This is a genomic window from Ruegeria sp. HKCCD8929 (genome assembly GCF_013031405.1).
Lineage (GTDB): Bacteria > Pseudomonadota > Alphaproteobacteria > Rhodobacterales > Rhodobacteraceae > Ruegeria.
Window position 1 is genome coordinate 342,478 of the sequence record NZ_WPZY01000001.1, and the last position, 24,310, is coordinate 366,787.

Annotated in this window: 19 protein-coding genes and 1 pseudogene; 11 read left to right on the forward strand and 9 right to left on the reverse strand. The window is 60.1% G+C overall.

Features of this window, described 5'->3' with window-relative positions; genetic code table 11:
• Positions 1 to 54: 54 nt before the first annotated feature.
• The 6 genes from GOX53_RS01570 to GOX53_RS01595 form a co-directional block, all read right to left on the reverse strand.
• Positions 55 to 948 carry a hypothetical protein gene (locus tag GOX53_RS01570; RefSeq protein ID WP_171173225.1) on the reverse strand — a complete coding sequence of 298 codons (894 nt, stop codon included), beginning with the start codon at positions 946 to 948 and terminating at the stop codon, positions 55 to 57.
• 23 nt (positions 949 to 971) lie between these two features.
• Positions 972 to 1,373 carry a hypothetical protein gene (locus tag GOX53_RS01575; protein ID WP_171173226.1) on the reverse strand — a complete coding sequence of 134 codons (402 nt, stop codon included), beginning with the start codon at positions 1,371 to 1,373 and terminating at the stop codon, positions 972 to 974.
• 128 nt (positions 1,374 to 1,501) lie between these two features.
• Positions 1,502 to 3,292, reverse strand: a complete 1,791-nt coding sequence (locus GOX53_RS01580; RefSeq protein WP_171173227.1) for a dynamin family protein — start codon at positions 3,290 to 3,292, stop codon at positions 1,502 to 1,504.
• Positions 3,293 to 3,298: 6 nt separating this feature from the next.
• Positions 3,299 to 5,311, reverse strand: coding sequence for a dynamin family protein (locus GOX53_RS01585; protein WP_171173228.1), 2,013 nt, complete (start codon positions 5,309 to 5,311; stop codon positions 3,299 to 3,301).
• A 2-nt stretch (positions 5,312 to 5,313) separates the two neighbouring features.
• On the reverse strand, positions 5,314 to 5,742 hold the full coding sequence (locus GOX53_RS01590; RefSeq protein ID WP_171173229.1) for a hypothetical protein: 429 nt from the start codon (positions 5,740 to 5,742) through the stop codon (positions 5,314 to 5,316).
• A gap of 718 nt (positions 5,743 to 6,460) precedes the next feature.
• Positions 6,461 to 7,075 (reverse strand): helix-turn-helix domain-containing protein, encoded by a 615-nt coding sequence (locus GOX53_RS01595; protein ID WP_171173230.1) that lies wholly within the window; start codon positions 7,073 to 7,075, stop codon positions 6,461 to 6,463.
• 175 nt (positions 7,076 to 7,250) lie between these two features.
• Between GOX53_RS01595 and lpdA the strand changes: the two genes are divergently transcribed.
• The 8 genes from lpdA to GOX53_RS01635 all read left to right on the forward strand — a co-directional run bounded on the left by lpdA (position 7,251) and on the right by GOX53_RS01635 (position 17,067).
• Positions 7,251 to 8,633, forward strand: coding sequence for a dihydrolipoyl dehydrogenase (lpdA, locus tag GOX53_RS01600; RefSeq protein ID WP_171173231.1), 1,383 nt, complete (start codon positions 7,251 to 7,253; stop codon positions 8,631 to 8,633).
• Between the two features lie 14 nt (positions 8,634 to 8,647).
• Positions 8,648 to 9,592, forward strand: coding sequence for a lipoyl synthase (gene lipA / locus GOX53_RS01605; RefSeq protein WP_171173232.1), 945 nt, complete (start codon positions 8,648 to 8,650; stop codon positions 9,590 to 9,592).
• A gap of 25 nt (positions 9,593 to 9,617) precedes the next feature.
• Entirely contained in the window at positions 9,618 to 11,024 is a 1,407-nt protein-coding gene (locus GOX53_RS01610; RefSeq protein WP_171173233.1) for a sodium:alanine symporter family protein, read from the forward strand.
• Between the two features lie 83 nt (positions 11,025 to 11,107).
• The gene (locus tag GOX53_RS01615) at positions 11,108 to 11,521 is read left to right on the forward strand and encodes a universal stress protein (RefSeq protein WP_171173234.1); all 414 of its coding nucleotides are present in this window, start codon (positions 11,108 to 11,110) and stop codon (positions 11,519 to 11,521) included.
• 29 nt (positions 11,522 to 11,550) lie between these two features.
• A complete protein-coding gene (gene gcvT, locus GOX53_RS01620) occupies positions 11,551 to 12,648 on the forward strand; it encodes a glycine cleavage system aminomethyltransferase GcvT (RefSeq protein ID WP_171173235.1) in 1,098 nt (365 codons plus the stop codon).
• Between the two features lie 18 nt (positions 12,649 to 12,666).
• On the forward strand, positions 12,667 to 13,032 hold the full coding sequence (gcvH, locus tag GOX53_RS01625; protein WP_171173236.1) for a glycine cleavage system protein GcvH: 366 nt from the start codon (positions 12,667 to 12,669) through the stop codon (positions 13,030 to 13,032).
• Between the two features lie 82 nt (positions 13,033 to 13,114).
• A complete protein-coding gene (gene gcvP, locus GOX53_RS01630; RefSeq protein ID WP_171173237.1) occupies positions 13,115 to 15,979 on the forward strand; it encodes an aminomethyl-transferring glycine dehydrogenase in 2,865 nt (954 codons plus the stop codon).
• A gap of 104 nt (positions 15,980 to 16,083) precedes the next feature.
• Entirely contained in the window at positions 16,084 to 17,067 is a 984-nt protein-coding gene (locus GOX53_RS01635) for a helix-turn-helix domain-containing protein (RefSeq protein ID WP_254446417.1), read from the forward strand.
• Between the two features lie 124 nt (positions 17,068 to 17,191).
• Here the strand turns inward: GOX53_RS01635 and GOX53_RS29725 are convergent, their stop codons facing one another.
• The 3 genes and pseudogenes from GOX53_RS29725 to GOX53_RS01645 form a co-directional block, all read right to left on the reverse strand.
• Positions 17,192 to 18,157: an ROK family protein gene (locus GOX53_RS29725; protein WP_371810241.1), complete on the reverse strand. Its 966-nt coding sequence runs from the start codon at positions 18,155 to 18,157 to the stop codon at positions 17,192 to 17,194.
• 69 nt (positions 18,158 to 18,226) lie between these two features.
• Positions 18,227 to 19,525: pseudogene (locus tag GOX53_RS29730) on the reverse strand (GH1 family beta-glucosidase); the annotation flags it as partial.
• A 1-nt stretch (position 19,526) separates the two neighbouring features.
• Entirely contained in the window at positions 19,527 to 20,558 is a 1,032-nt protein-coding gene (locus GOX53_RS01645) for a LacI family DNA-binding transcriptional regulator (protein ID WP_171173239.1), read from the reverse strand.
• Between the two features lie 243 nt (positions 20,559 to 20,801).
• On the opposite strand from GOX53_RS01645, the gene GOX53_RS01650 reads away from it, so the two are divergent.
• The 3 genes from GOX53_RS01650 (at position 20,802) to GOX53_RS01660 (ending at position 24,310) form a co-directional block, all read left to right on the forward strand.
• The gene (locus GOX53_RS01650; RefSeq protein ID WP_171173240.1) at positions 20,802 to 22,070 is read left to right on the forward strand and encodes an ABC transporter substrate-binding protein; all 1,269 of its coding nucleotides are present in this window, start codon (positions 20,802 to 20,804) and stop codon (positions 22,068 to 22,070) included.
• Between the two features lie 71 nt (positions 22,071 to 22,141).
• A complete protein-coding gene (locus tag GOX53_RS01655) occupies positions 22,142 to 23,149 on the forward strand; it encodes a carbohydrate ABC transporter permease (protein WP_171173241.1) in 1,008 nt (335 codons plus the stop codon).
• A gap of 12 nt (positions 23,150 to 23,161) precedes the next feature.
• Positions 23,162 to 24,310 (forward strand): carbohydrate ABC transporter permease, encoded by a 1,149-nt coding sequence (locus tag GOX53_RS01660; RefSeq protein WP_171173242.1) that lies wholly within the window; start codon positions 23,162 to 23,164, stop codon positions 24,308 to 24,310.

A 24,310-nucleotide genomic window follows, 5' to 3' on the forward strand; every position in this document is an offset into this window, starting at 1 on the left:
TGCCTTCAGTGATGAATTAAAAAACTAAACTCTTGTGCACGTCAGAAGTCCGGCTCAGCCACCCTTCCGCGTCAGTGACTTCCACAAGCTGACAACAGTGCCCAGCTTGCGGGTTTCGTGTATGGCCGCAGCCGTGGTTTCGCCGTCTCGGCAGAGCGCGATGCCCGGCGCTTTTCCGCCAGAGGGTCGCAGGACGATGAGTTGCGGATGCGAGATAGCATCAGCACTGTCGGTATCCCAAGCCGCGAGATCGCTGGCGAACTGCGCCAGCACGTCCGCGTCAGGGCAGAGCGGGTGGTCAGGGGCGCAATCGCCTGCCATATCAACCGGTGTGTCGTTCCCATTGCGAACCAGCACCCTGCCTGATGCAAATGCGGCGGCCCCTTTATGAAACAGATGTGCCAGCGATTTGGTCGACGCGGGAGGCGTCGTCAGGTTCTGGGGCTCAAGGATTACTGTCGGTGCCTCGTCCTCGGGCCGTGCAGCGGCCGGTGTATCGTCGATAACGGAAGTGTCGGATACGGCGATCTCGGCACAGGCAGTCTCGATCTCACTCATCGTGATGCCGACGTCGTCGGCGTCAGGCGATTTGTCGGGATGCAGTGACAAAACCTCAAGCGGACCGGTTGTTTCGCTGAACTTCGAGATCAGTTGCGCCAGCCGCCCGGTGACTTGCTCGCGGTCGTCCGCGTCGAAATCCGGAGCATCACCTTGGGTGGCCTCAAGCACGTCAGTGACGCGAGAGCTGCTGACCTCGAGGACCAACCGGTCTTCGTTCTCGGACGAGAATTCCAGCCTGCGGGGCAGGACGGTACCCCGGATGGTGCGCAAGATTTCCACCCGGCGCTCGCTGGCCGTGGTGCCGGACAAGGTGTTGGCCGGTGACAGCCGCGCGGTTGCCCTGCGACTGATGTCGCCCAGCATATCCAATATGTTGGTGTCAATCACTGCTCATGCCCTCTCGCGCTTGTCTACACCGCCGCCGCAACCGTTCGAAGGCTCATATGCGACTTGGTCAGGGCCAAACCCGCATTTGCACTGTCGCGGCAGATGTAGCAGACCACATGGTCGGGATAAGCTTGCGTTCGCAAAAACACGTGTAGCCGTCCGGCTGCAAAAATGGCGATCTCGCCAAACCCGAGTGCATCGTCCGAAACGGTTCCAGCTTTGCGGAGCATATCCTCGAAGGCGCGGATGCCTTGACCCTGAAACAGGCTCGCAACAGCGACTGCCAGGGTTTCCAGCGCCGTCTCGCATTCCGGATCCTCGCCCTGAAGCCCCAAGAGCATTCCGGTCTCCATGTCGATATAACCCGCTGCAAAGCAGTCGGGGATCGTTTCCATCGCGGTCTTCAGAGCTGAATCAAGGGACATTGGGTGAACCTGACCATCCGTAAAAGCTCGGGCAGCGAGGATCGAATCCCCGCTGCCTCAAGTAGTTAGCATGACTGGCACAGGGGCGGAACGGCAATTTACCCCTCCGCGCCTGGCCTCTGGTACGGTTACAAAACATGCCAATCGGCACCGGGTTGGGCGTTGGCGTTCGGGATTGCCTGCAAGCCGTCCTGCAACGGATTGGCATGATGTTCGATCGCGATCTGGTCGAACTCCTCCAGGAACGCCTGGAATACCCTGAGCAGTTCGTCCGGGTTTGTCGGAACAGTCTCGCTGGCGATGATTTGCTGCCACATGGATGCAGCGCTGAGCGGGGCGCCCGCTGCAGCTTCAAGGCTGTGGTCAGGCTCGCTTTCTTCATCAGCGACGTCATCGGTTTCCGAAGGCTCGTCGTCCTCAGCTTTCAGATCCGGCATCGGCAGGATCTCGGCGCTCTCGCCTTGAGGCTCGGCTTCGCTTTCCTCGTCAGCCACGCGCTCCGCCTCCGGCTCCGTCATTGCATCGCATGCCTCGGCCGAGGTCTCGGTGGCGAGCAGAGCGGTTACCGAGGAGACGGCTTTGTCATCTTCCACTCTGTCATCTTCTGCAACTTGCTCCGGGGTCTCGGGCGCGGTGCTGTCCTCGTCGGCGAGACGAATGGCCAGAGAACCGAGAACACCGTCGTCCCCTTCCGACGCGACCTCGTTCTCGGCAAGCAGGTCCTGCGTTTCGAGGTCTTCCTCATCGTCGAAGTCATCGTCTATCAGATCGTCCTGCGGCTCGGCGTCATATCCACCGGCCAGATCCTCGATGCTCAGGGGTGTGGCGGCGGGCGAGCGGAAGAACGCGCGCAGATCGTCGTCTGACACTCCACCCGCAACGTCGGTGCCGTCTGACTGATCCTGAACGACCTGTGCGCGCAGCTTCTCCGCCTCTCCGGCATCAATCCGGGTGCGGTCTGCAATCATGCTCTCATCATCCGCGCGCCTTGCAACCCGTGACGGGCGGATGGGAATAGCGGTCGAGGGTGCATCGCCGGCCTCGCGAGCCTCCTCGTCCATCACCGGGTTCATCAGCTTTAGCGGTGTTACATTTGCCGATGCCTCGGATGCCAGCTCGACCGTGCGCGCAGGTGACGACGGCAGGCTCTTGTCGATCTGGTAGCGGGTCAGAAGATCAGCGCGGGCATTCATGATGCTTTCGGTGATCTCGAGGAAGCTGTCGACCATCTTGCCGCCGCCGCTGCGTGTCCACAGTTCGGCATCACCGGTCTTGTCGCGGGCAGTGATCGCGTCGCGGGCAGAGAACAGTATTGAGCGGTTGAACAGCTGACCGGTCTCGCGGTTCACCCGCCGCAGCACTTTCTGCCGGTCTTTTGGCCCCAAAGTATCGGCTCGGGTGATCAGCAGCAGAGAGTTCTGATGCAGCCGCTCAGGCAGTGCCGCCCATGTTGCGCGCTCGGTCTCGCGCCAGGCCTGGGTCGCATGCGTGCACCACAGAACCCCATTGGCCTGTCCAACAGCGCGCTGCCAAACATCGGACGAAATCTTGGGATCAGAGATCCCGGGCGTGTCGATCAGATCGACCGCTTCGAGGATGTCAGCCTCAAGATAGATGCGGATGAACTGCGCGTCTTGCACGCCGATCTGGTTCAGCTCATCCAAACCGATCGTCTTTCGCGTGCCATCGGGCCGCAGCACGTATGCCGGGCGTTTGCCCCAGCTGAACCAGACCGGAGGCAACTGTGTCGCCGTGACCTGCGTCGGCAAGGTGTTTTGCCGCAGTAGAAAGTTCATCAGCGTCGATTTCCCAGCGCTGAACTCGCCCATCAGGGCAAAGACGGGCTTGCGGCGGGACCACTGCTCGATCCGGGTCCATTGCCTGGGGGTGACGAAGCGGGTTTTATTGTTTGTAGTCATGTTCTCTTACGCTGCTTCGGTGCTCAGATCTTTGAGGATGTCGCCAAGAATTTCTTCGCGTGATTTTTCTGGGCGCAATCCGGCCATCAGTTCGGCCCGCCGTTCCGGGTCCTGCTCGGTTGAGTGCGAAATGCTCAGAAGTGTCTCTTTCTGTTCACGCATGAAATCAGCCAGTCCGGCGCGCACATTTTCCAGCACCGCGGCGATCTGGTTTTCTTCGATATCCTTGGTGATCGAGTTCGCTTCGGACGAAATCAGACGGGTGTAGTCCGCCGCATATGCCTCGAACCCCTTGCGCCGCTGCCACCAGCGCCGCCACCAGGTGCTTTGCAGGTCAAGCGCGATGGTGCGCCCGATGGCAAGCGGTGGCGGCACCCGGGGTACAATCGGGGCTTCGATGGTGAATTCGCCCAGATGGTTGCCCAGAAGCTTGTGATAGACGGATTCGACATCGGCAGCGGCGGCCTTGTAGAGCGCGCCGGCTTCCTTGCGCATGGTGCGGGCAAAGCTGAAATAGGCCGCTTTCTGAAGCGTCCGCAGGCCTGCCGGATCGTATTGCCAGGTGCCTTGCTCGCCATATTGTTCAAGATGCGCAATTAGCGAGTCCGTTGCGCGTTTGACAAAATTCTCTTCCGCACCCGCAAGGCGCTGCATGACCTTGTTGCGTAGCGAAGTCGTCAGTTCGCTGGCCTTGTTTTCGTATTCCGAGATGACGGTTGAGATTGCCTCTTCCGGCGACTGGCCCCCCAAATCCCGGACAACCTCTCCAGACCCGGACAGGGATTTTGCGACCGACGTCGCACGGATTTGGCTTGCGACGTTACGCGCGCGATGGCGGACACGTTCAACGAGCCGCGCGCCGGGTCCCTCCGATATCCGTTGATTCACGGCCAGAAGCAGGTCCGGCATACCCGAGAGCGCCCAGATCTTGTCCAACGACGCACCGCCAGGATCAAAGCCAGCGGCAACGTAAAGCGTGTTGAGCGTCTTGCGCGATTCCTCGGTCATGATGTCGGGATTGCCGGTCAGGGCCGCTTCGGCCCAGATGGCGCTGCCGAACACGACTGTCGTGTCGCTGCCGATATTGTTCTGCTTCAGCGTTTCGGTGATCCGGTCGCGGATCTCGGGCACTTGCTTAAGCGGGTCCGCAAGCTCGTCGATGCGGTTGACGAACAGGATGATCTGGCGGTTCTCGAATTGCGAGATGATCCGCATCAGCGCCATGTCCATCGTGGTCAGCGCCTGGCTCGCGGCCAGAACCACAACACAGACCTCCGATCCGCGCAGGCTGCGCAGGGTGATTTGTTCGCGCACCATGAAGGTATCGTTCACGCCCGGCGTGTCGCAGAGTTTCAGCGCCACCGGGTATTGCGGAATGTCCAGAAACAGCTCGGCGGATTTGGTCACATCCGCAAAACGTCCTGTCTTGGGGTCGATATCGGGATCGTCCTCGTCGCCCAGGCACACGTAGCGCTGGACCAGTTCCTCATCAAAATAGTCGTACTGATGGTTCTGACCGAGGAGCAGGTCGAAATGCTTGCCCAAACGGTCCTCGGACTTCGCCTTCATCTCCGCGATCTGACGGCGGATATCCTCCATCTCATCATCGGCACCCGCACGATTGGCAAGTTCTCCCAGACGGCCGCCGCCTACCATAAGATTGTCCCATTCTTCCTGATCGAAGAAGGTAAACCGCGATTTAGTATCGCCGGGGGGACGGGTATTGATGTTGAGGGTGGTGACGACCGAGGTCCAGGGGTTCACATCCGAGGGAAGTAGGCCGGGGCGACCGGCCAGAATGTTCACCACCGAGGACTTCCCGGCCTTCACCTGACCGACCAGCGTGACGCTGGCGGTAAAGTTCTCCATGCGCGTCTTGAGCGTGGCAAGGCGCGCGGAAGAGCGCGCATCGGCCACTGCGGTCAACTGGTCGATCTGCGTGGTTAGCGCAGTCATGGCCGAGGTCATCGGCGCAAGCGCCTCGTTCCCGACCGACAGCAGATGGTCGTTGCGCGCCATATTCAGCCTCCGGTTCCTGTCGCGACGCTAGCGACGTGGTGGTGGGTACTCCGACGTCCCACAGGCAGGCCCGAGGGGCCTTCGATCTGAGCGATCAGTTCCAGGACATCGCTCAGCATTTCGGCCTCGGTCTGCGGGTTGAATGCTTCGTCCTCGTGTGTGTCTGCCAGAACTTCGATGGATCGAAAGCGCTTGCCGTTTTCAAGACAGGCAACCCGGCGCCCGGTGGGGAAGCCGTCGGACTTTTTCCCAGGCAGCGGCATCTTTGCGTTGGCCAGAAGATAGTGCTCGCCCGAGTGAGTGTGCAGCGAGACGCCAAAGCCCGTTTTTGGGTAGTGTCTGTCGAGTGTTTTCAGTTCGCCGATAAAGCTCTCCCTTGCGAGAAAGACATGTGCATGCTCCGGCGTAGCATTTTGCAGAGTGGTGCTCACGTTAGAAACCTTTGAACTAGGAGTTGAGTTGAAACTGGCAACACCGCCCTCTCGGACGGAAAAGACTCATTAACTCCTACCCGAGTCAGCATTGCCCGGAAGGCGGTGTTTATTTGACCTGAATGAGTTATTTTGGCGTTCGAATTAAGGCTGAAATGTGTCTGCTGGGTGAATCTATTGATCAACCATGAGGAGATCTCTTGCTTGTTCTAAGATGGTGCGGGGAGAGGTTTGTGCAGTCCCGTATCTGGTTTTAGAAGGCGCTTGGAAGATGGCTTTAGGGTGTCTGAGCATTCTATTACGAGTTGCAAGGTATCGTATTGATTTTTCTTAGAATTATGCTGCCTCTCATTTGCAGGCAGATAGTTTGAGACAAGCTGAGTTAAGTTAGTTGATTGCTAGGCCGTCACGGCACCTCGTTCGCATCAGCGCGCACTGAGTTTTTGATGTCTGAGGTGAGTAGCTGCCGAGATTTGGGTCGCGTGACTCAACTTTGACATTTCTGTAAGAATTGCGCCTTCAAAAATTCGAATTCATTTGTGGCACGCACGATTCCGGGGCGCGACAGGGCCCGCGGCATCGGACAAAACCCTGCAAAACGGATTTTTTGCGGCTGCTCCACCTGCGACTCGCCGCATGCCAGTGCCTCAACTCAAGGTGGTGCATCTGGGCCGTGTCCGCGCGACCGGAGCAGTTGAAGCAGATCTTCAGAGGATGGTCAGTCCGCCAGCGACACCCAAAGCACGCGCGCATCTTCCTTGCCGGTGGACACGCAGCCGTGCCCCATGCCGCTATCGTAGTATACTGAATCGCCTGCCTTCATCTTCAGGGGGCGGTAGTGTTCGGTGTAAAGCGTGACCTCGCCGCTGATCACATACATGAACTCCTCGCCGCGATGGCGTACCCAATTGTCGAACTCGGTCACGTCACGGGCCTTGATCGTGCTGATGTATGGCAGCATTCGCTTGCTCACCAGTTCGGTGCACAGCAGCTCGTGATCGTAAGTGCGGGTTTCCTGGTGCTCTCCTTCACCGGTGCGGGTGTAGTCCCGCCGTCCTGAGATGTCACTTTTGGCCGATTGAACAAAGAGTTGCGGGGTTTCCAGTTCCAGCGTCTGCATCAACCGCCGGATGATGTCGAAGCTGGGTTTGGTCTGGTTGTTCTCGATCTTTGAAAGAGTCGACCGGCCGATGGCTGCGGCCTTGGCGGCCTCTTCCAGTGTCAGCCCCTTTTCTTTGCGTGCATCACGAATCATGCGCCCTAGGATTTCCCCGTCCGGGGCTTCCATCGCCTCGCTGACGATCCCTGTTTCTTCTGTCTGAACCGGCTCCATCCGCGCATTTTCTCCTGTTTCTCGTGCAGCTTAGCTATGGTGCGTTACTTAGTCAAAATTTCCCAACAATATCTTTTGTTGATTATAGGGAAAAAGTTTCCTATAGGAGGCGCAACGTCGCGTGTGACGGCATACATTCCTGTTTTGGAACACGTTTTTTTGGGGAGGGAAACCGATGAGCGCTTACGATCTTATCGTGATCGGTGGCGGCCCGGGCGGCTATGTGGCTGCCACCCGTGCGGCGCAGCTGGGCCTGAAGGTGGCCTGCGTCGAAGGCCGCGGCGCACTGGGCGGTACATGTCTGAATGTTGGCTGCATCCCCTCCAAAGCCTTGCTGACCTCCTCGGCCAAATATGCCGAACTCTCCCATCTCTCCTCCCATGGCATTGCGGTCGAGGGGGCCAGCATCGATCTGGGCGCCATGATGGCGCGCAAGGACAAGATCGTGGGCGATCTGACCAAGGGCATCGCGTTCCTGTTCAAGAAGAACGGTGTCGACCTGATCGAGGGTTGGGCCAGCATTCCCGCTGCCGGTCAGGTGAAAGTGGGCGATGAGGTCCACGAGGCGAAACATATCCTGATCGCCACGGGGTCCGAGCCGACCCCGCTACCTGGGATCGAGATCGACGAGGCCGACGTGCTCAGCTCGACTGGTGCCTTGGTGCTGGACACGGTGCCTGAACATCTTGTGGTGGTTGGTGCGGGTGTGATTGGGCTGGAGCTGGGCCAGGTTTGGGCGCGGCTGGGTGCGAAAGTGACCGTGGTGGAATATCTCGACCGCACGCTGCCCGGGATTGATGGCGAGATCGCCAAGCTGGCGCAGCGGGCGCTCAGCAAGCGGGGGCTCAAGTTCCAGTTGGGCCGCGCGCTTAAGTCTGTTGATAAGGGCGAAAACAGTCTCACCCTGACCCTCGATCGCGTCGGCAAGAACAAGGAAGAGGTGATGGAGGCTGACAAGGTGCTGATCGCCATCGGCCGCCGTCCGATAATACGCGGGCTGGGTCTGGAGGCGCTCGGCGTGGCAGTGAACGCACGTGGGTTCATCGAGGTGGATGGCGCGTTCCAGACGTCGGTTCCCGGCATCTATGCCATCGGCGACTGCATTCCTGGCCCTATGCTGGCACACAAGGCCGAAGAAGATGGCGTGGCCTGTGTCGAGATGCTGGCCGGGCAGGGTGGCCATGTGGATTACAACACCGTGCCGGGCGTCGTCTACACCGACCCCGAGGTCGCCTCGGTCGGTCAGACCGAAGAGGCGCTGAAGGAAGCCGGTGCAGACTACAGCGTCGGCAAGTTCGCTTTCATGGCTAACTCGCGCGCGCGTTCGACCGGAGAAACCGATGGTGCCGTCAAGGTGCTGGTCGGACCCGATGGTGCGATCCTGGGCGCCCATATCTGCGGTGCGCATGGTGGCGATCTGATTGCCGAGTTGGTGCTGGCGATGACCAAAGGCGCCAAGGTGGCCGAGGTCGCAGGCACCTGTCACGCGCATCCGGCGATGGGTGAGGCGGTCAAGGAGGCCTGCCTCGACGCCATGGGCCGTGCAATTCACGCGTAACCAGAGGGTAGCCAGTGACCATCCAGCTCCGCCCCCGCCACCCGGAAAAGGCCAAAAAGGCCGACAGCGTGATCCCGCGCAAACCGAAGTGGATTCGCAAGAAGAAGATTGAGAGCGCTGAATACTATGAAACCCGGCGCCTGATGCGGGATCATGATCTGGCCACCGTCTGCGAAGAGGCCGCGTGCCCCAATATCGGCGAATGCTGGTCCAAGCGTCACGCCACCATGATGATCATGGGCGAGATCTGCACTCGTGGCTGTTCCTTCTGCAACGTCGCTACCGGGCGGCCCGATGCTCTGGATGTGTTCGAGCCGGGCCGGGTTGCGGCAGCGGTGAAAAGGCTGGGCCTGCGCCACGTAGTGATCACGTCGGTGGATCGCGACGATCTGGCCGATGGCGGAGCTGAGCATATGGCCCAGACCATTCGCGCCGTGCGCCACCAAAACCCCGGTACCACCGTCGAGGTGCTGACGCCGGATTTCCTGGGCAAGGGCGGCGCGGCGAATGTTGTGTTCGAGGCCGCGCCGGATGTGTTCAACCACAATCTGGAAACGGTTCCGCACCTATACCCGACTGTCCGTCCCGGCGCGCGTTACTACGCCTCGCTGCGGTTGCTGGATGATGCCAAGCGCGTCAAGCCGGAGATCTTCACCAAGTCAGGCCTGATGGTCGGTCTGGGCGAGACCCTGAACGACGTGCGTCAGGTGATGGACGACCTGCGCGCCGCGAATGTCGATTTTCTGACCGTGGGACAGTATCTGCAGCCCACCCCGAAACATCACCCCATCGACCGGTTCTGGTCACCGGAAGAGTTTGCCCAGTTGGAACAGATCGCGCGTTCCAAGGGCTTTCTGCACGTGTCAGCCACGCCGCTGACCCGTTCGTCGTTCCACGCGGACGAAGACTTTGCCGCCCTCAAGCAAGCCCGCCAACGGGCTATCGCCACCGGGGCATAAACCTAACGCTATTGGGAGGGAAACCATGGAAGCGTTAAATTCAATCGTAGGGGCCATTAATGGCGTCGTGTGGGGGCCGCTGATGCTGGTTCTCATCCTCGGCGTCGGCTTCTTCCTGCAGGTGGGGCTGAAATTTATGCCGATCCTGCGCATCGGCACAGGCTTCAAGCTGTTGTTTGCAGGCCGTGAAGGCCAGGGCGACGGTCAGATCAGCCCGTTCAACGCGCTGATGACTTCGCTGTCGGCGACCATCGGTACCGGCAACATCGCCGGTGTGGCCACTGCTGTCTTCCTGGGCGGTCCGGGCGCATTGTTCTGGATGTGGATGACCGCCCTGGTGGGCATGGCCACCAAATACGCCGAAGCTGTCTGTGCAGTGAAATACCGTGAGACCGACGAGTTGGGCAACTTTGTCGGCGGCCCGATGTACTACATCAAGAACGGCCTCGGCACGAAATGGGCCTGGCTGGGTGTTGCCTTTGCCCTGTTCGGCGGCATCGCGGCCTTCGGTATTGGCAACGGTGTGCAGGCCAACGGTGTGGCACAGGTTTTGGATGAAAACTTCGGTGTGAATACATCTATTACAGGTATCGTGCTGATGGCGCTGACAGCAGCCGTCATTTTGGGTGGTATCACTCGCATCGGCGCGGTGGCTGGTAAACTGGTTCCGGTCATGGCGATTGCCTATATTGTTGCAGGTCTGCTGGTCTTGTTGCTGAACATCGGCTCGATTGGCGCTGCAATTGCCGACGTCTTCGCATATGCCTTCACGCCGTGGGCTGCAAAAGGTGGTGCCGCAGGCGCGGCCGTTTGGTTGGCGATCCGATTTGGCGTGGCGCGCGGTGTCTTCTCGAACGAAGCCGGTCTGGGTTCTGCCCCGATTGCTCACGCCGCAGCCGAGACCAAAGGTCCGGTCAACCAAGGTCTGATCGCGATGCTGGGGACGTTCATCGACACCATCATCGTCTGCTCGATCACCGGTTTGGCAATCATCTCTTCGGGTGCGCTGGACGCATCTGTAGAACTGTTCAACCAGGACCCCGAACTTGGTGTTTCGGGTGCGGCTCTGACACGCCTTGCCTTTGAAACCACGCTGCCAAATGTCGGCGGACACCTGATCACGATTGCCCTGTCGATCTTTGCCTTCACCACCATTCTCGGTTGGTCGTTCTACGGTGAAAAATGCGTTGAATTTCTGTTCGGCGTCAAATCCCTGATCCCTTACCGCGTACTTTGGATCGTTGCGATCTATTTTGGCGCAACAGCGGATCTGGGCGTGGTCTGGGATATCGCTGATACGCTGAACGCCATGATGGCCATCCCGAACCTGATCGCACTGGCACTGCTGAGCCCGATCGTCTTCAAGCTGACGAAAGAGTTCTTCGCGAGCGGCGGTCAGTCGGAAGAGCCGGGCGGCAGCCCTGCCGAGTAACCTTCGGCTCAAACGAACGAGGGGGGCCAACCTCGGCCCCCCTCTTCTGAAAACGAAAACTTTCTATCTCGAGGAGACGAGTGATGGCCACGAAAATCCTGCTTCCGATTGATCACACGGATGACCGCTCGTGGAAAAAGGCCCTGCCGGTCGCGCTGGAACAGGCAAAATTCCAAGGTGCCGAGTTGCATGCGGTCTCGGTCATCCCCGAGATCATCAAACTGCCCAACCTGCCGGCCAACTATGGCGCCGGCGCCAAAGACCATGTGCGCAATGCTGTTGCCGCGATTCTAGCCAATGGCAACGCCGCCGATGTGCCGGTTCACATCGAAGAGGGCAGCGTTTACCGCGAAATTCTGAAACTCGCCCACAAGGACGGATTTGACCTGATTGTCATGGCATCCGCCAAAGGCGACTTCCCCAATTACGAGATTGGCCCTAACCTCGCTCGTGTCGTGCGCAACGCGCATTGCACGGTCATGGTTGTCCGCGACTGATCCGAACGCTCACGAGAAAGGCACTTGTCATGACTGACGCGCCCAAACGCACCCCGCTCTACGACCTGCATGTCGAACTTGGTGGCAAGATGGTCGACTTCGCCGGCTGGGAAATGCCGGTGCAATATCCCATGGGCATCATGGGCGAACACAAGCAGTGCCGCGAAAAGGCCGCGCTGTTCGACGTGAGCCACATGGGTCAGGTGATCCTGAAAGGCGAGAATGTGGGCGAAAAGCTCGAAACGCTCTGCCCGCAGGCCTATGCGACCCTGAAAGAGGGCAAGGCGCGCTACGGCTTCTTCACAAACGAAGATGGTGGCATCATGGACGACCTGATCGTGTCGAACGCCGGCGATCACTACTTCGTCGTGGTGAACGCTGCGCTGCGCCATCAGGACATCCCGCACATGGCCAGCAACCTTGAAGGCGTCGAAGTGGTCGAGATATTCGACCGCGCGCTGCTTGCTGTGCAGGGCCCCGCGGCTGAGAATGTGGTGGGTGAACTGTGCCCCGCCGCCCGCGACCTGAAATTCATGGAGACCACCGTGGGCGAGATTTGCGGCGCCGACTGCCGCATCTCGCGTCTGGGCTATACCGGCGAGGACGGTTACGAAATCTCGATCCCCGAGGATAAGGCCGTCGAGGTCGCCCGCGCTTTCCTGGCGCATGACGATTGCGAACCGGCGGGCCTCGGCGCACGTGACAGCCTGCGGCTTGAGGCGGGTCTGTGCCTCTATGGCAACGACATCGACCAGTCGACCTCGCCCATCGAGGCCTCGCTGAGCTGGGCCATCCAGAAACGTCGCAAGGAAGAGGGCGGTTTCCCGGGTGCCGCGCGCGTCCAAAAGGAACTTGCCGAAGGAGCGGCCAAGAAGCTCGTCGGCATCAAGCCCGAAGGCCGTGCCCCGGCGCGTCAGGGCGTCGAGATCCAGTGCGCCGAGGGCAACACCATCGGGGCCATCACCTCGGGCGGCTTTGGCCCCACCGTCGGCGGACCGGTCGCTATCGGCTATGTCTCGGCAGGCCACGGAGAGCCCGGCGAAAAGGTCAACCTCATCATTCGTGGCAAGGCGCAACCGGCCGAGATTGTTTCGCTGCCCTTCGTCACCCAGAACTACAAGCGTTAAAGTCAGGAGAGAGAGAACATGGCAACCTATTACTCGGAAGAGCATGAATGGGTCACCGTCGAGGGTGACGTTGCAACCATCGGCATCACCCAGCATGCCGCCGACCAGCTGGGCGAGATCGTGTTCGTCGAGCAGAAAGAGGCCGGCGACGATTTCGAAAAGGGGGACGAGATCGGCGTGATCGAGTCGGTAAAAGCCGCGTCCGAAATCTATGCCCCCGTCGATGGCGAGGTGATCGAAGCCAACGAGACGCTGGCCGACAACCCCGGCGCGCTGAACGAAAGCCCCGAGGGTGATGCCTGGATCTACAAGATCAAGCTGGCCGACACCTCGCAATTGGACGACCTGATGGATCTGGACGGTTACAAAGCCCTGATCGGCTGACCGCTTCATCTTTTTCCAAATACTCCCGCCGGAGGCTCCCGCAGTCTCCATCGGGCACTAGTTTCGAAACAGGAGCGCTGCAATGGCCTTCAAACTGACCGATTACGAAGCCTATGACTTCGCCAACCGCCGCCACATCGGTCCTTCGCCGACCGAAATGCGCGATATGCTCAAGGTGATCGGCTTCAAGACGCTGGACCAGCTGATCGACGCGACTGTCCCAACCGCGATCCGCCAGAAAGAGGCGTTGGATTGGGGTCCGGCGATGACTGAGCGCGATGCGCTCTTCCACATGAAGGAAGTGGCGAGCAAGAACAAGGTTCTGACCTCGCTGATCGGTCAGGGGTACTACGGCACAACAACGCCCGCGCCGATCCTGCGCAACATCCTGGAGAACCCGGCCTGGTACACCGCTTATACGCCCTATCAGCCCGAGATTTCGCAGGGACGTCTTGAGGCGCTCCTGAACTTCCAGACCATGGTCAGTGACCTGACCGGGCTAGATGTGGCCAATGCTTCGTTGCTCGACGAAGCCACCGCCGCCGCCGAGGCCATGGCGATGGCGAAACGCGGCGGACGCTCCAAGGCGAACAACGCCGCCTTCTTCGTCGACAAGAACTGCCACCCGCAGACCATCGCGGTGATCAAGACCCGCGCCGAGCCTCTGGGCATCGACGTGCAGGTCGGCGACCCCGATCAACTAGACGCAGGTGCGGTCTTTGGTGCGATCTTCCAATATCCCGGCACCTATGGCCATGTGCGTGACTACACCAACGAGATCGCGGCTTTGCACGAACACAAGGCCATCGCCATCGTCGCCGCCGACATCCTGTCGCTGGCGCTGCTGAAATCCCCGGGAGAGATGGGCGCGGATATCGCTATCGGTTCGACCCAACGCTTTGGCGTACCGATGGGCTTTGGCGGCCCCCACGCCGCTTACATGGCGACCACCGACAAGCTCAAGCGCGCGATGCCGGGCCGGATCATCGGTGTGTCCATCGACAGCCGCGGCAACAAGGCCTATCGTCTGGCGCTGCAAACCCGCGAGCAGCACATCCGCCGTGAGAAAGCCAACTCGAACGTCTGCACCGCGCAGGCGCTGCTGGCTGTCATCGCCTCAATGTATGCGGTCTATCATGGTCCGGACGGCATCAAGGCCATCGCGCAATCAGTGCACCGCAAGACCTCGCGTCTGGCCGCCGGTCTGGAAGAGCACGGCTTCAGCGTCGAGCCGGAAGTGTTCTTCGATACCATCACCGTCGAGGTGGGTCACCTGCAGAAGACCGTCATGGAGGCTGCCGTTCTCCGCGGTGTCAATCTGCGCAAGATCGGTGAAACCAAAGTCGGTATCAGCTTGGACGAGCAGACCCGGCCCGAGACCATCGAGGCCGTCTGGGGCGCTTTCGGCATCGACAAGAAAGACGACAGCCAGAAGAACCGCCACTACCGTCTGCCTGACTATGCTCTGCGGGAAAGCGAGTACCTGACTCACCCGATCTTCCACAAGAACCGGGCCGAGGCCGAGATTACCCGCTATATGCGCCGTCTGGCCGACCGCGATCTGGCGCTGGACCGTGCGATGATCCCGCTGGGGTCTTGCACCATGAAGCTGAACGCGACGATCGAGATGATCCCGGTCACCTGGCCCGAGTTTGGCAACCTGCACCCGTTCTGCCCCGAAGATCAGGCGCAGGGCTATCACGAGATGATCGCCGATCTGAACGACAAGCTGTGTCAGATCACCGGCTATGACGCGATCAGCCAGCAGCCCAACTCGGGTGCGCAGGGTGAATATGCTGGTCTGTTGACCATCCGCAACTACCACGCCTCGCGCGGTGACGCACATCGCAACGTCTGCCTGATCCCCACCTCGGCGCATGGGACCAACCCGGCCTCGGCGCAGATGGTGGGCTATCAGGTCGTGCCGGTGAAATCGGACGACAACGGCAATATCGATGTTGCCGATTTCCGCGAGAAGGCCGAGAAGCACTCGGATTATCTGGCGGCCTGCATGATCACCTACCCGTCCACTCATGGCGTGTTCGAGGAAACGGTGCAGGAGGTCTGCCAGATCACCCATGATCATGGCGGTCAGGTCTATATCGATGGTGCAAACATGAATGCCATGGTTGGCGTTGCCCAGCCGGGGAAGATCGGCGGCGATGTCAGCCACTTGAACCTGCACAAGACCTTCTGCATCCCGCATGGCGGCGGCGGTCCTGGCATGGGTCCGATCGGCGTCAAGGCGCATCTGGAGAAACACCTGCCCGGCCACCCGGAATACGGCACCGCAGTGGGTCCGGTCTCGGCGGCCCCCTTTGGGTCACCGTCTATTCTGCCCGTCTCATGGGCCTATGTGCTGCTGATGGGCGGGGCGGGGCTGACGCAGGCCACAAAAGTCGCGATCCTGAACGCCAACTATATCGCGGCGCGGCTCAAGGATGCCTACAAGATTCTCTACACCTCGGAAACGGGGCGTGTGGCGCATGAATGCATCCTCGACACCCGTCCGCTGGCGGACGAGGGTAACGTGACCGTGGATGACATCGCCAAGCGTCTGGTCGATAGCGGCTTCCACGCACCGACCATGTCCTGGCCGGTGGCGGGGACACTGATGGTCGAGCCCACCGAGTCCGAGCCCAAGGATGAGTTGGACCGGTTCTGCGATGCCATGCTCTCGATCAGGGACGAGGCGCAGCAGATCATCGACGGCAAGATCGACGCCGAGAACAACCCGCTCAAGAACGCGCCCCACACGGTGCGTGATCTGGTGGGTGAATGGGACCGGCCTTACACCCGAGAGCAGGCCTGCTTCCCGGCAGGCAGCTTGGGCGTCGACAAGTACTGGTCGCCGGTCAACCGGGTCGACAACGCCTATGGCGACCGGAACCTGATCTGCACCTGTCCGCCGATGTCGGACTACGAGGAAGAAGACGCAGCGGCCTGATCCGGGCCCTTGCCGCGCCGCCGGTATGGTCCGGCGGCGCGGACCACATCATCCGATGATGATCCGGCGCCCACGCCGCATGACACCCGCAAGAGGAGGCAGACATGACCTATTGCGCATCCGTTCCACAGGTTGCAACGCCCGTCGCGGCGCACCCCATGGCCCCGGCACGGGTTAACGAAATCGATATCATCCTGCCTCAGGGCACCTCATCCTCGGCAGCGCAGATGATGGCGGACCTGTTCAACGCCGGAAACGATCTGGTGGATGGCGCCCCCTATCGCGTCACCGTGCGGGACCTATCCGGACAATCGTCCGAAGATGCCCGCTACTGGGCACGGCGCACCGTGATCTTTCTGGGCGATATCCATGCCCGCTGGAGCCTGAGCGCCGAGGAACGTAATCGGGTTCATCAGATCCTGCGTCTGGCAACCCGCTCGGTCCTGGTCGGCGGCGCGGTGTTTCTGCTCTGCGAAACCGGGTTGCAGGAGCGGCATGCAGTCGCCATCCACCCCAACTTCGCGGCCGCCGCAACCGAAGAGCAACTGGCCGAACTGGCCCCCGGCGCCCATTTTGCGGCCTCGGGATCGGTGCACAGCGCGATCAGCGGCTTTGCTGCTTTGCGTTTATTTCTGGAACTTATCGGCCGCGATCACGGCCAGTTCATTGCCGGGGCACTGAGTGACTATATCGGGCTGAGCGCCGATGGCGCTCGCCCTCAGAGCAAGGTCTCGCTGGGCCTGCGCCAGCGCGCGCAGGGCGATATGCTGATCGACAGCACCATCGACCTGATGCGTGACCATATCGAAGAACCCCTGAAGATCTGCGAATTGGCCAACAATCTGGGTGTCTCGACCCGCAAGCTGCAACGCCGCTTTCTGGAGCGCACCGGCACCGGTCCGCTGACAGCTTATCGCGCGCTGCGCATCGAGCGGGCGCACCAATTGCTGGTCCATACCAGCCTGTCCCTGTCCGAGGTCGTGGTGGCCACGGGGTTTGGCACCTATTCCAACCTGGCTCGCTGGTTCCGCCGGGAATATGGCGAAACCCCGCAGATCGTGCGCCAGCGCGCCTTTGCCGGAGCCTGAAGCGCTCACCTCGCTTTTGGCTTCGTCCAGTCGTGCCGCCCCGACCGCGTCGGTTCGCGGATCATGTCGATCAGAACTCCTCACCACAGGAACCTCAGGCACTGCTTTGCGCGCACGAGGCAGATCAGCCGGAAATGCGTTCGAGTGCTCTATCGCAGAAGTTATGCGCCCCGATCAGTCCGAATTCTTCTTGTTTCGAGATATAGAGGTTCAGGGATTGCCTGATCGAAGTGAACCGCCCGCCTGCATTGAACGTATCGACAAAGCTGTCGTCGAACAGCCAGCAGTTCTTTTCCGCAACGCCACCCAGAAGGAAAACGCCGCCGGTCGGCATGATGGCGACAGCGAGATCTCCGGTGACCGCCGCAAGATGCCTGGCAAAAATCCGAGCGGTATTGACTGCCGCCTGGGTTGAGCCGTCCTGTGCATCCTGGAGAATGTCCTTTGCCGACCGGTTTTCAGCCTGGCCATGTTCTACTAGGGAGACAGCCTGATGCAGGATCGGTATGCCGGTCCCGCTCAAAAAAGCCTCGGCCTCCAAAGCCAAACTGTCGCCGAAGAACCACTCAGGCGCAATTTGTCGGGCGGCCTCGAAAACCTCGATTTCATAGCGGTTGCGAGGTGAAATGCCGACATGCCCGCCTTCACCCGATATGGTGTGATAGTGGCCGTCCGAATAAAGCAGCGCTCCGGCGCCCAGACCAGTGCCCGGTCCTATGACAAGCCTCGTCCCTACCGGCGGTTCAGGCGCTCCTTGCAGGATTTCGACATCGTCGCCGGATATGTTGGCAACCGACCAGGCAGCCGCGGTGAAGTCGTTGATCACAAAGGTGTGCTTGGCGCCGGTGGCATTGGCAATATCCGCTTCCGACAGGTTCAGATGTGCATTTGTCAGGCGGATCGCTCCATCCTTGACCGGTCCCGCGCCCGCAGCGACGACCGCGCGCGGAGGGGTCCCCATCTCGTCACACAGGCCGTAGAAAGCGTCGAGCATATCAGACAACGATCCCGTAGGATATTTGCGAACGTCTGTTAGCCGATCACCGGAAACCACGCCCAAACGGGTGTTGGTACCGCCAATATCTGCCACCAGTTGCCAGTGCGGCTTTAGTGAGCCAACCGGTTGCGCCAACGGCAGTTTCGCAGGCTCACCCTCGGCCAGCGCCGATTTCAGCGCGTGATACGAAGCCTTCGGAGTTCTGGTCAGGGTTCCAAAATCCACATCCACAAGGCCAAAGCGCTTTTCATACCCATAGGCCCATTCGTAGTTGTCCATCAGCGACCAAACGAAATAGCCCTTCACCGGAACACCCTCGTCCAGGGCATGCCGGACCGCCGACAGGTGTTGGTTCAGATAGTCGATGCGGGCGTCGTCCTGGGCGCGCTCTTCACTGGCCATGCCGTTCTCGGTCACAAAAATCGGCAAATCGCCCGTGTAATCCTGTGCAGTGCGGATCAGGAAGCGGGAAAGGGCGTCAGGCTCGATCTCCCAACCCATCTGGGTTTTAGGCAGTGGGCCGGGAACCTCCTGCAGGTTGGGCCACGAGCCGTCTGCGGGAGCGATCAGTTTGCGGGTGTAGTAGTTCAGGCCACACCAATCGACCGGTGTGCCGATGATGTCGAAATCGTCATGCCAGCCGTTCGGTAGATGAGGTTCCAGACCCTCCAGTACGTTCTCCGGGTAGGCTTTGTTGAACACACCGCCCAAAAAGAACCGGTTGTAAATGCCGTCATAGAGGGCGGCCGCGCGCCGGGCCTCTTCGGTGTCCTCAGCTGGATCTGCCCATTCGAGGTTGAACACCGCGCCAAGATTGGTCATGCCAAGCCCGCGCATGGCCTCGATCGCGGACCCATGCGCTAGCAGCACGTGATGCATGGCCCGCGCCGTTGCCCTTATATCGCGCAGGCCCGGCGCGTGGTGCCCTTCGAAATGGCTCAGCCAACTCACACACCATGGCTCGTTGATCGGAGCAACGCTGTACATCCGATCCCCGATGCGTCCCATGATCACCTCGGTGAAATCGGCAAACCACCCGGCGATGTCACGATTGCGCCATCCGCCCAGATCGGCGAGCGGTGAGGGCAATTCCCAATGATAAAGCGTTGCACAGGGGCGGATGCCACGTTCCAGCAACGCATCCGCCAGACGGTCGTAGAAATCCAAGCCTTCCTGATTGACCTGACCGCGCCCCTCGGGCAGCACGCGCGCCCAGCTTGTGGAAAAACGATAGCAGTCGAACCCGGCCTCGCGCACCAGATCCAAATCCTGCCCAAACCGGGTATAGTGATCACAGGCGACATCGCCGTTCTCACCCCGCACAACATTGCCGGGGGTGGCGGCGAAGCTGTCCCAATGGGTACGACCCGCGCCACCTTGGGCGTGCCCTTCGATCTGATACGCCGAGGTGGCGACCCCAAAGAGAAAATCCTTGGGAAAATCCGAGCGGCTATGTTTCATGTCACGACCTGTCAGGGGCAGGGCCGGTTGAACTGCCAAGAACCAGTTCGGCCTCAAGCAGCCTGGTTTTTGGCGGATCCTCCGGCGTGTTGATCCGGTCTATCAGCATTTCTGCGGCGATTTCGCCCGCATGTCTGACAGAAGACCGCGTTGCTGTGAAGATCGGAACGTCCTGCCCGTTCTTCAGATAGGAGAGTTCGTCATCATGGGCGATCACCGATACGTCACGGCCCATCTTCAACCCGGCCTCGTCCAATGCGCGGCGTACACCGATAGCCGAGATCATCGAGGCGGCAAGGATGGCGGTGGGAGGGTCGGCGAGTTGCAACATGTTGCGGGTTTCGTGATGGCCGTAAATCTCGGTCATCTCGGCGCTGCGCATCAGTTCGGGATCGGGCTCCAGACCAGCCATCTGCAGCGCTTCAAGATATCCCACTCGGCGGCGTTGGGCAAAGTCCATCTCTTCAAGCCCATTGATCAGCGCGATGCGGCGGTGGCCCAGGTCAATGAGAAACTGGGTTGCGCGCAGGAACGACCGTTTGTTGTTCACGTCGATCCACGAATAGGGTTCACCCGCGCCAGTCGAGCGGCCATGCACGATGAAAGGGACGTTCATTTTGGCGAGAACCGAAATCCGCGGCTCGACCACTTTGGGGCCCTGCAACACCACCCCATCCACCGCGCCGCGCTTGAAGAGCGTGCGGTAGGCCTCCTCGATCGAGATGTCGTCGGCATGCGTGAACATCATGTCATAGCCGTGCTCGGCATATTTCCGCGCAGCACCAGCGACGAAATCGCCAAAGATCGGGTTCACCATCTCGTGTCGCGATGAGCTTGGAATCACATGCCCGATCACCATTGCCTTGCCAGTGGCTAGACCCTTAGCGCGGCTGTTCGGGCGGTAGCCGTGCTTTGTCGCCGCCGCCTGAACCCGCATGCGCGTTGCCTCACTGACTTCGGGATAGCCGTTCAGCGCACGGCTAACCGTGGTTTGCGACAAGCCCAGAATCTGAGAGAGCTGTTTTAGGTTCATTACGGATTCAAAGCGCCTTCAAATTTTTTTCCACTTCTGTTTTGTGGGCAATCGAGCGATCCGTCAACCGGTTTTGAGGATTCGCCCTTTGAAAAGGCATAAACAGGCTTTTTGCTAATCAGCGAAATCCAGACATTGACAGAAACGTGATGTTAGCGGATAACAGTCGTTATCCAAAGCGCTTTGAAAATGAGTCTCACGGGGGCGAAATTCAGCGCCAGAACGCAATAGGGAGGAAACCTCATGAAATGCTCGCTTTATGCAAGCGTTGCTGCCTTTGCCCTGATGGCAGGCGCAGCGCAGGCAGAGAAGGTCACCGTATTCGGACCGTGGCTGGGGCCGGACCAGGAAAACGTTGAAGCGGTGCTTGATGGGTTCGCCGCGGCCACAGGGCATGAATACGCATATGTCGGCTCAGACAGTTTCGAGCAGCAGATCCGTATCGACGCCGAAGCGGGATCGGCCCCGAATGTCGCAGTGTTCCCACAGCCTGGGCTGGCCTCGGACATGGCAAAGGACGGTTTCCTGACGCCGCTGGCTGGTGGAACCGGCGACTGGATACGTGACAATTATGCGGCGGGCCAATCCTGGGTTGATCTGGGCACCTATGCCGGCGCGGACGGCAGCGATCACCTTTATGGCTTTTTCTACAAGGTCGATGTGAAGTCGCTGGTCTGGTACAGCCCCGAGAATTTCGAGGACGCAGGCTATGAAGTGCCGACCACGATGGAAGAGCTCAAGGCGCTGACCGAGCAGATCGTGGACGATGGTGAGACGCCCTGGTGCATCGGGCTGGGTTCCGGCGGGGCGACCGGCTGGCCCGCCACAGACTGGGTCGAGGACATGATGCTGCGCACCCAATCGCCGCAGGACTATGACGCATGGGTGTCCAACGAGTTGAAGTTCAACGATCCGAAAGTGGTCGGGGCGATTGAAGAATTCGGCGCTTTTGCCCGCAATGATGACTTCGTGGCCGGTGGTGCAGGCGCTGTGGCGACGACCGACTTCCGCGACAGCCCCAAAGGCCTCTTCAGTTCACCGCCGCAATGCTACCTGCACCGTCAGGCGTCGTTCATTCCGGCTTTCTTCCCCGAAGGCACGGTTGTGGGCGAGGACGCGGATTTCTTCTATTTCCCGGCTTACGAAAGCAAGGATCTGGGAAGCCCGGTACTGGGTGCCGGCACGCTCTGGGCCATCACCAACGACAGCCCGGGCGCGCATGACCTGATCGCCTATCTGCAGACACCCGAGGCGCATGAAACCTGGATGGCGCTGACCGGGTTCCTGACGCCCCACAAGGGTGTCGACAGTTCGGTCTTCTCGGATCCGACGCTGAAAAAGATGAACGACATCCTGTTGGGGGCAACGACGTTCCGATTTGACGGTTCGGATCTGATGCCCGGCGGCGTGGGTGCGGGTACCTTCTGGACCGGCATGGTGGACTACACCGGTGGCAAATCCGCACAGGACGTGGCCGACGAAATCCAGTCATCTTGGGACGCGCTGAAGTAAGCGTCTGATCCAAGCGGGCTGCCCGCAGTTGTGGGCAGCCCCGACATCTCTGTCGCAAGTGGGAGGGCGGCATGCATCCGGCAATCCAAGGTCTGCTCACAATCGTCATCGGCGTGTCGGGCTGCGTGGGATATTTCTACTTTTCCAACCAGTTTCTGGACAAAGTTCTGTTTCCCGCGCGCGGCCCAAATGCAGGGCGCAATATCAACCGCGCCAACATGATCCGGCCATGGCTGTTCCTGTTTCCCGCCCTTGCGGCACTCGGCCTGTATCTGGCCTATCCTGTCTATGAAACCCTCCGCCTGTCATTGACCGAGCGCATTCCGGGCGGTGGCTATCAGTGGGCCGGGGCCGACAACTATGTGCAGATGGTGGCCGAACCCAAGTTCTGGGAAGCCATGCGCAACAACATGCTGTGGCTGATCGTCGTGCCGGCGTTGTCGACCGGCTTTGGTCTGCTGGTCGCGCAGCTTACCGACCGAATCCGCTGGGGCAACGTCGCCAAGTCGCTGATCTTCATGCCGATGGCCATTTCATTTGTCGGCGCCTCGGTGATCTGGAAGCTGGTCTACGACACGCGCCCCGCCGAACAGGATCAGATCGGCATCCTGAACGCGGTCTACATCTTTTTCGGAGGGACCGATCCGCAGACCTGGCTGACCATCCCGTTCTGGAACAACTTCTTCCTGATGGTGGTGCTGGTCTGGATTCAAACCGGGTTTGCCATGGTGATCCTGTCGGCCGCCCTGCGGGGTATTCCCGAGGAAACGATCGAGGCGGCAATTCTAGATGGCGCCAACCCGTTCCAGATCTTTTTCCGCATCAAGGTGCCTCAGATCAAGACGACCATCCTTGTGGTCTGGACCACGATCACGATCACGGTGCTCAAGGTCTTTGACATCGTGTTCGCCATGACCAACGGCCAGTGGGAGACGCAGGTGCTGGCGAATTACATGTACGACAAGTTGTTCCGGGCGAATGACTGGGGCGTGGGGTCGGCATCGGCTATGGTTATCATGGTGCTAGTGACGCCGATCCTGATCTGGAACGTGCGCAATGCGCGCAAGGAAATGCGGTGAGGGGGCGGCACAATGAGTGATATCGCAGGAACCAGACCGGCGCTTACATGGGTTGTTCATCTTTCAGTTGCCGCGCTTGTGCTGCTCTGGGTGTTTCCAACCCTTGGTTTGCTGATCTCGTCCTTCCGCACGGCGGACCAGATTGCCACAAGTGGGTGGTGGAAGTCGCTGTTCCCCTCGGAGCAGAACCTGACCCTGCGGACAGCCGCGCCCGAGACGCAGGCTCAGCAGGATGGCATATATGTGATTGAGGGCAATCTGTTTGGTGAGGCCGGAGACGCCAACATCTCGGTATGGGGGATCAGTTCCCGTGCCATCGACGCGTTTGAGCCCGGCGATACGGCCGAGCTGCGCAAGGGCGGCACCATTACCGTTGCGTCGAACGGCGATTACCGGATGGAGAACGCCGAGGAATTCACCGGCAGCCGAGGCAGCCGTGTATTTGCCACAGCCACCACTCCGCCGGAGTTTACAGTCCAGAACTACAACAAGGTGCTGTTGGACCCGGGCAACGTCGATGGCATGGGCAATGCGTTCTTCAACACGCTTACGGTGACGATTCCGGCCACCATCATCCCCATTCTGGTCGCCGCCTTTGCCGCCTATGCGCTGGCATGGATGGAGTTTCCGGGTCGCGCCCTGCTGATTGCTGCGGTGGTCGGGTTGCTGGTGGTGCCGCTGCAACTGGCACTGATCCCATTGCTCAAATTCCACCTGAGTATTGGCATCGGCAAAGGCTATCTGGGCGTGTGGATGGCCCATACCGGCTTTGGGATGCCATTGGCGATCTACCTCTTGCGCAACTACATGGCCGGACTGCCGCGCGACCTGATCGAAAACGCGCGCGTGGACGGGGCCACCGAGTTCCAGATCTTCACCAAGCTGATCCTGCCACTCAGCTTCCCGGCGCTGGCTTCGTTTGCAATCTTCCAGTTCCTGTGGACTTGGAACGATCTGCTGGTCGCCAAGGTGTTCCTCATCGACGCATCGGGGCAGACCACCGTGATGACCAACCGCATCGTCGAGCTGCTCGGCACGCGCGGCGGCAACTGGGAAATCCTGGCCACCGCCGCCTTCGTGTCGATCGCGGTGCCGCTGGCCGTCTTCTTTGCAATGCAGAAATACCTGGTCCGCGGACTGCTGGCCGGGTCGGTAAAATAA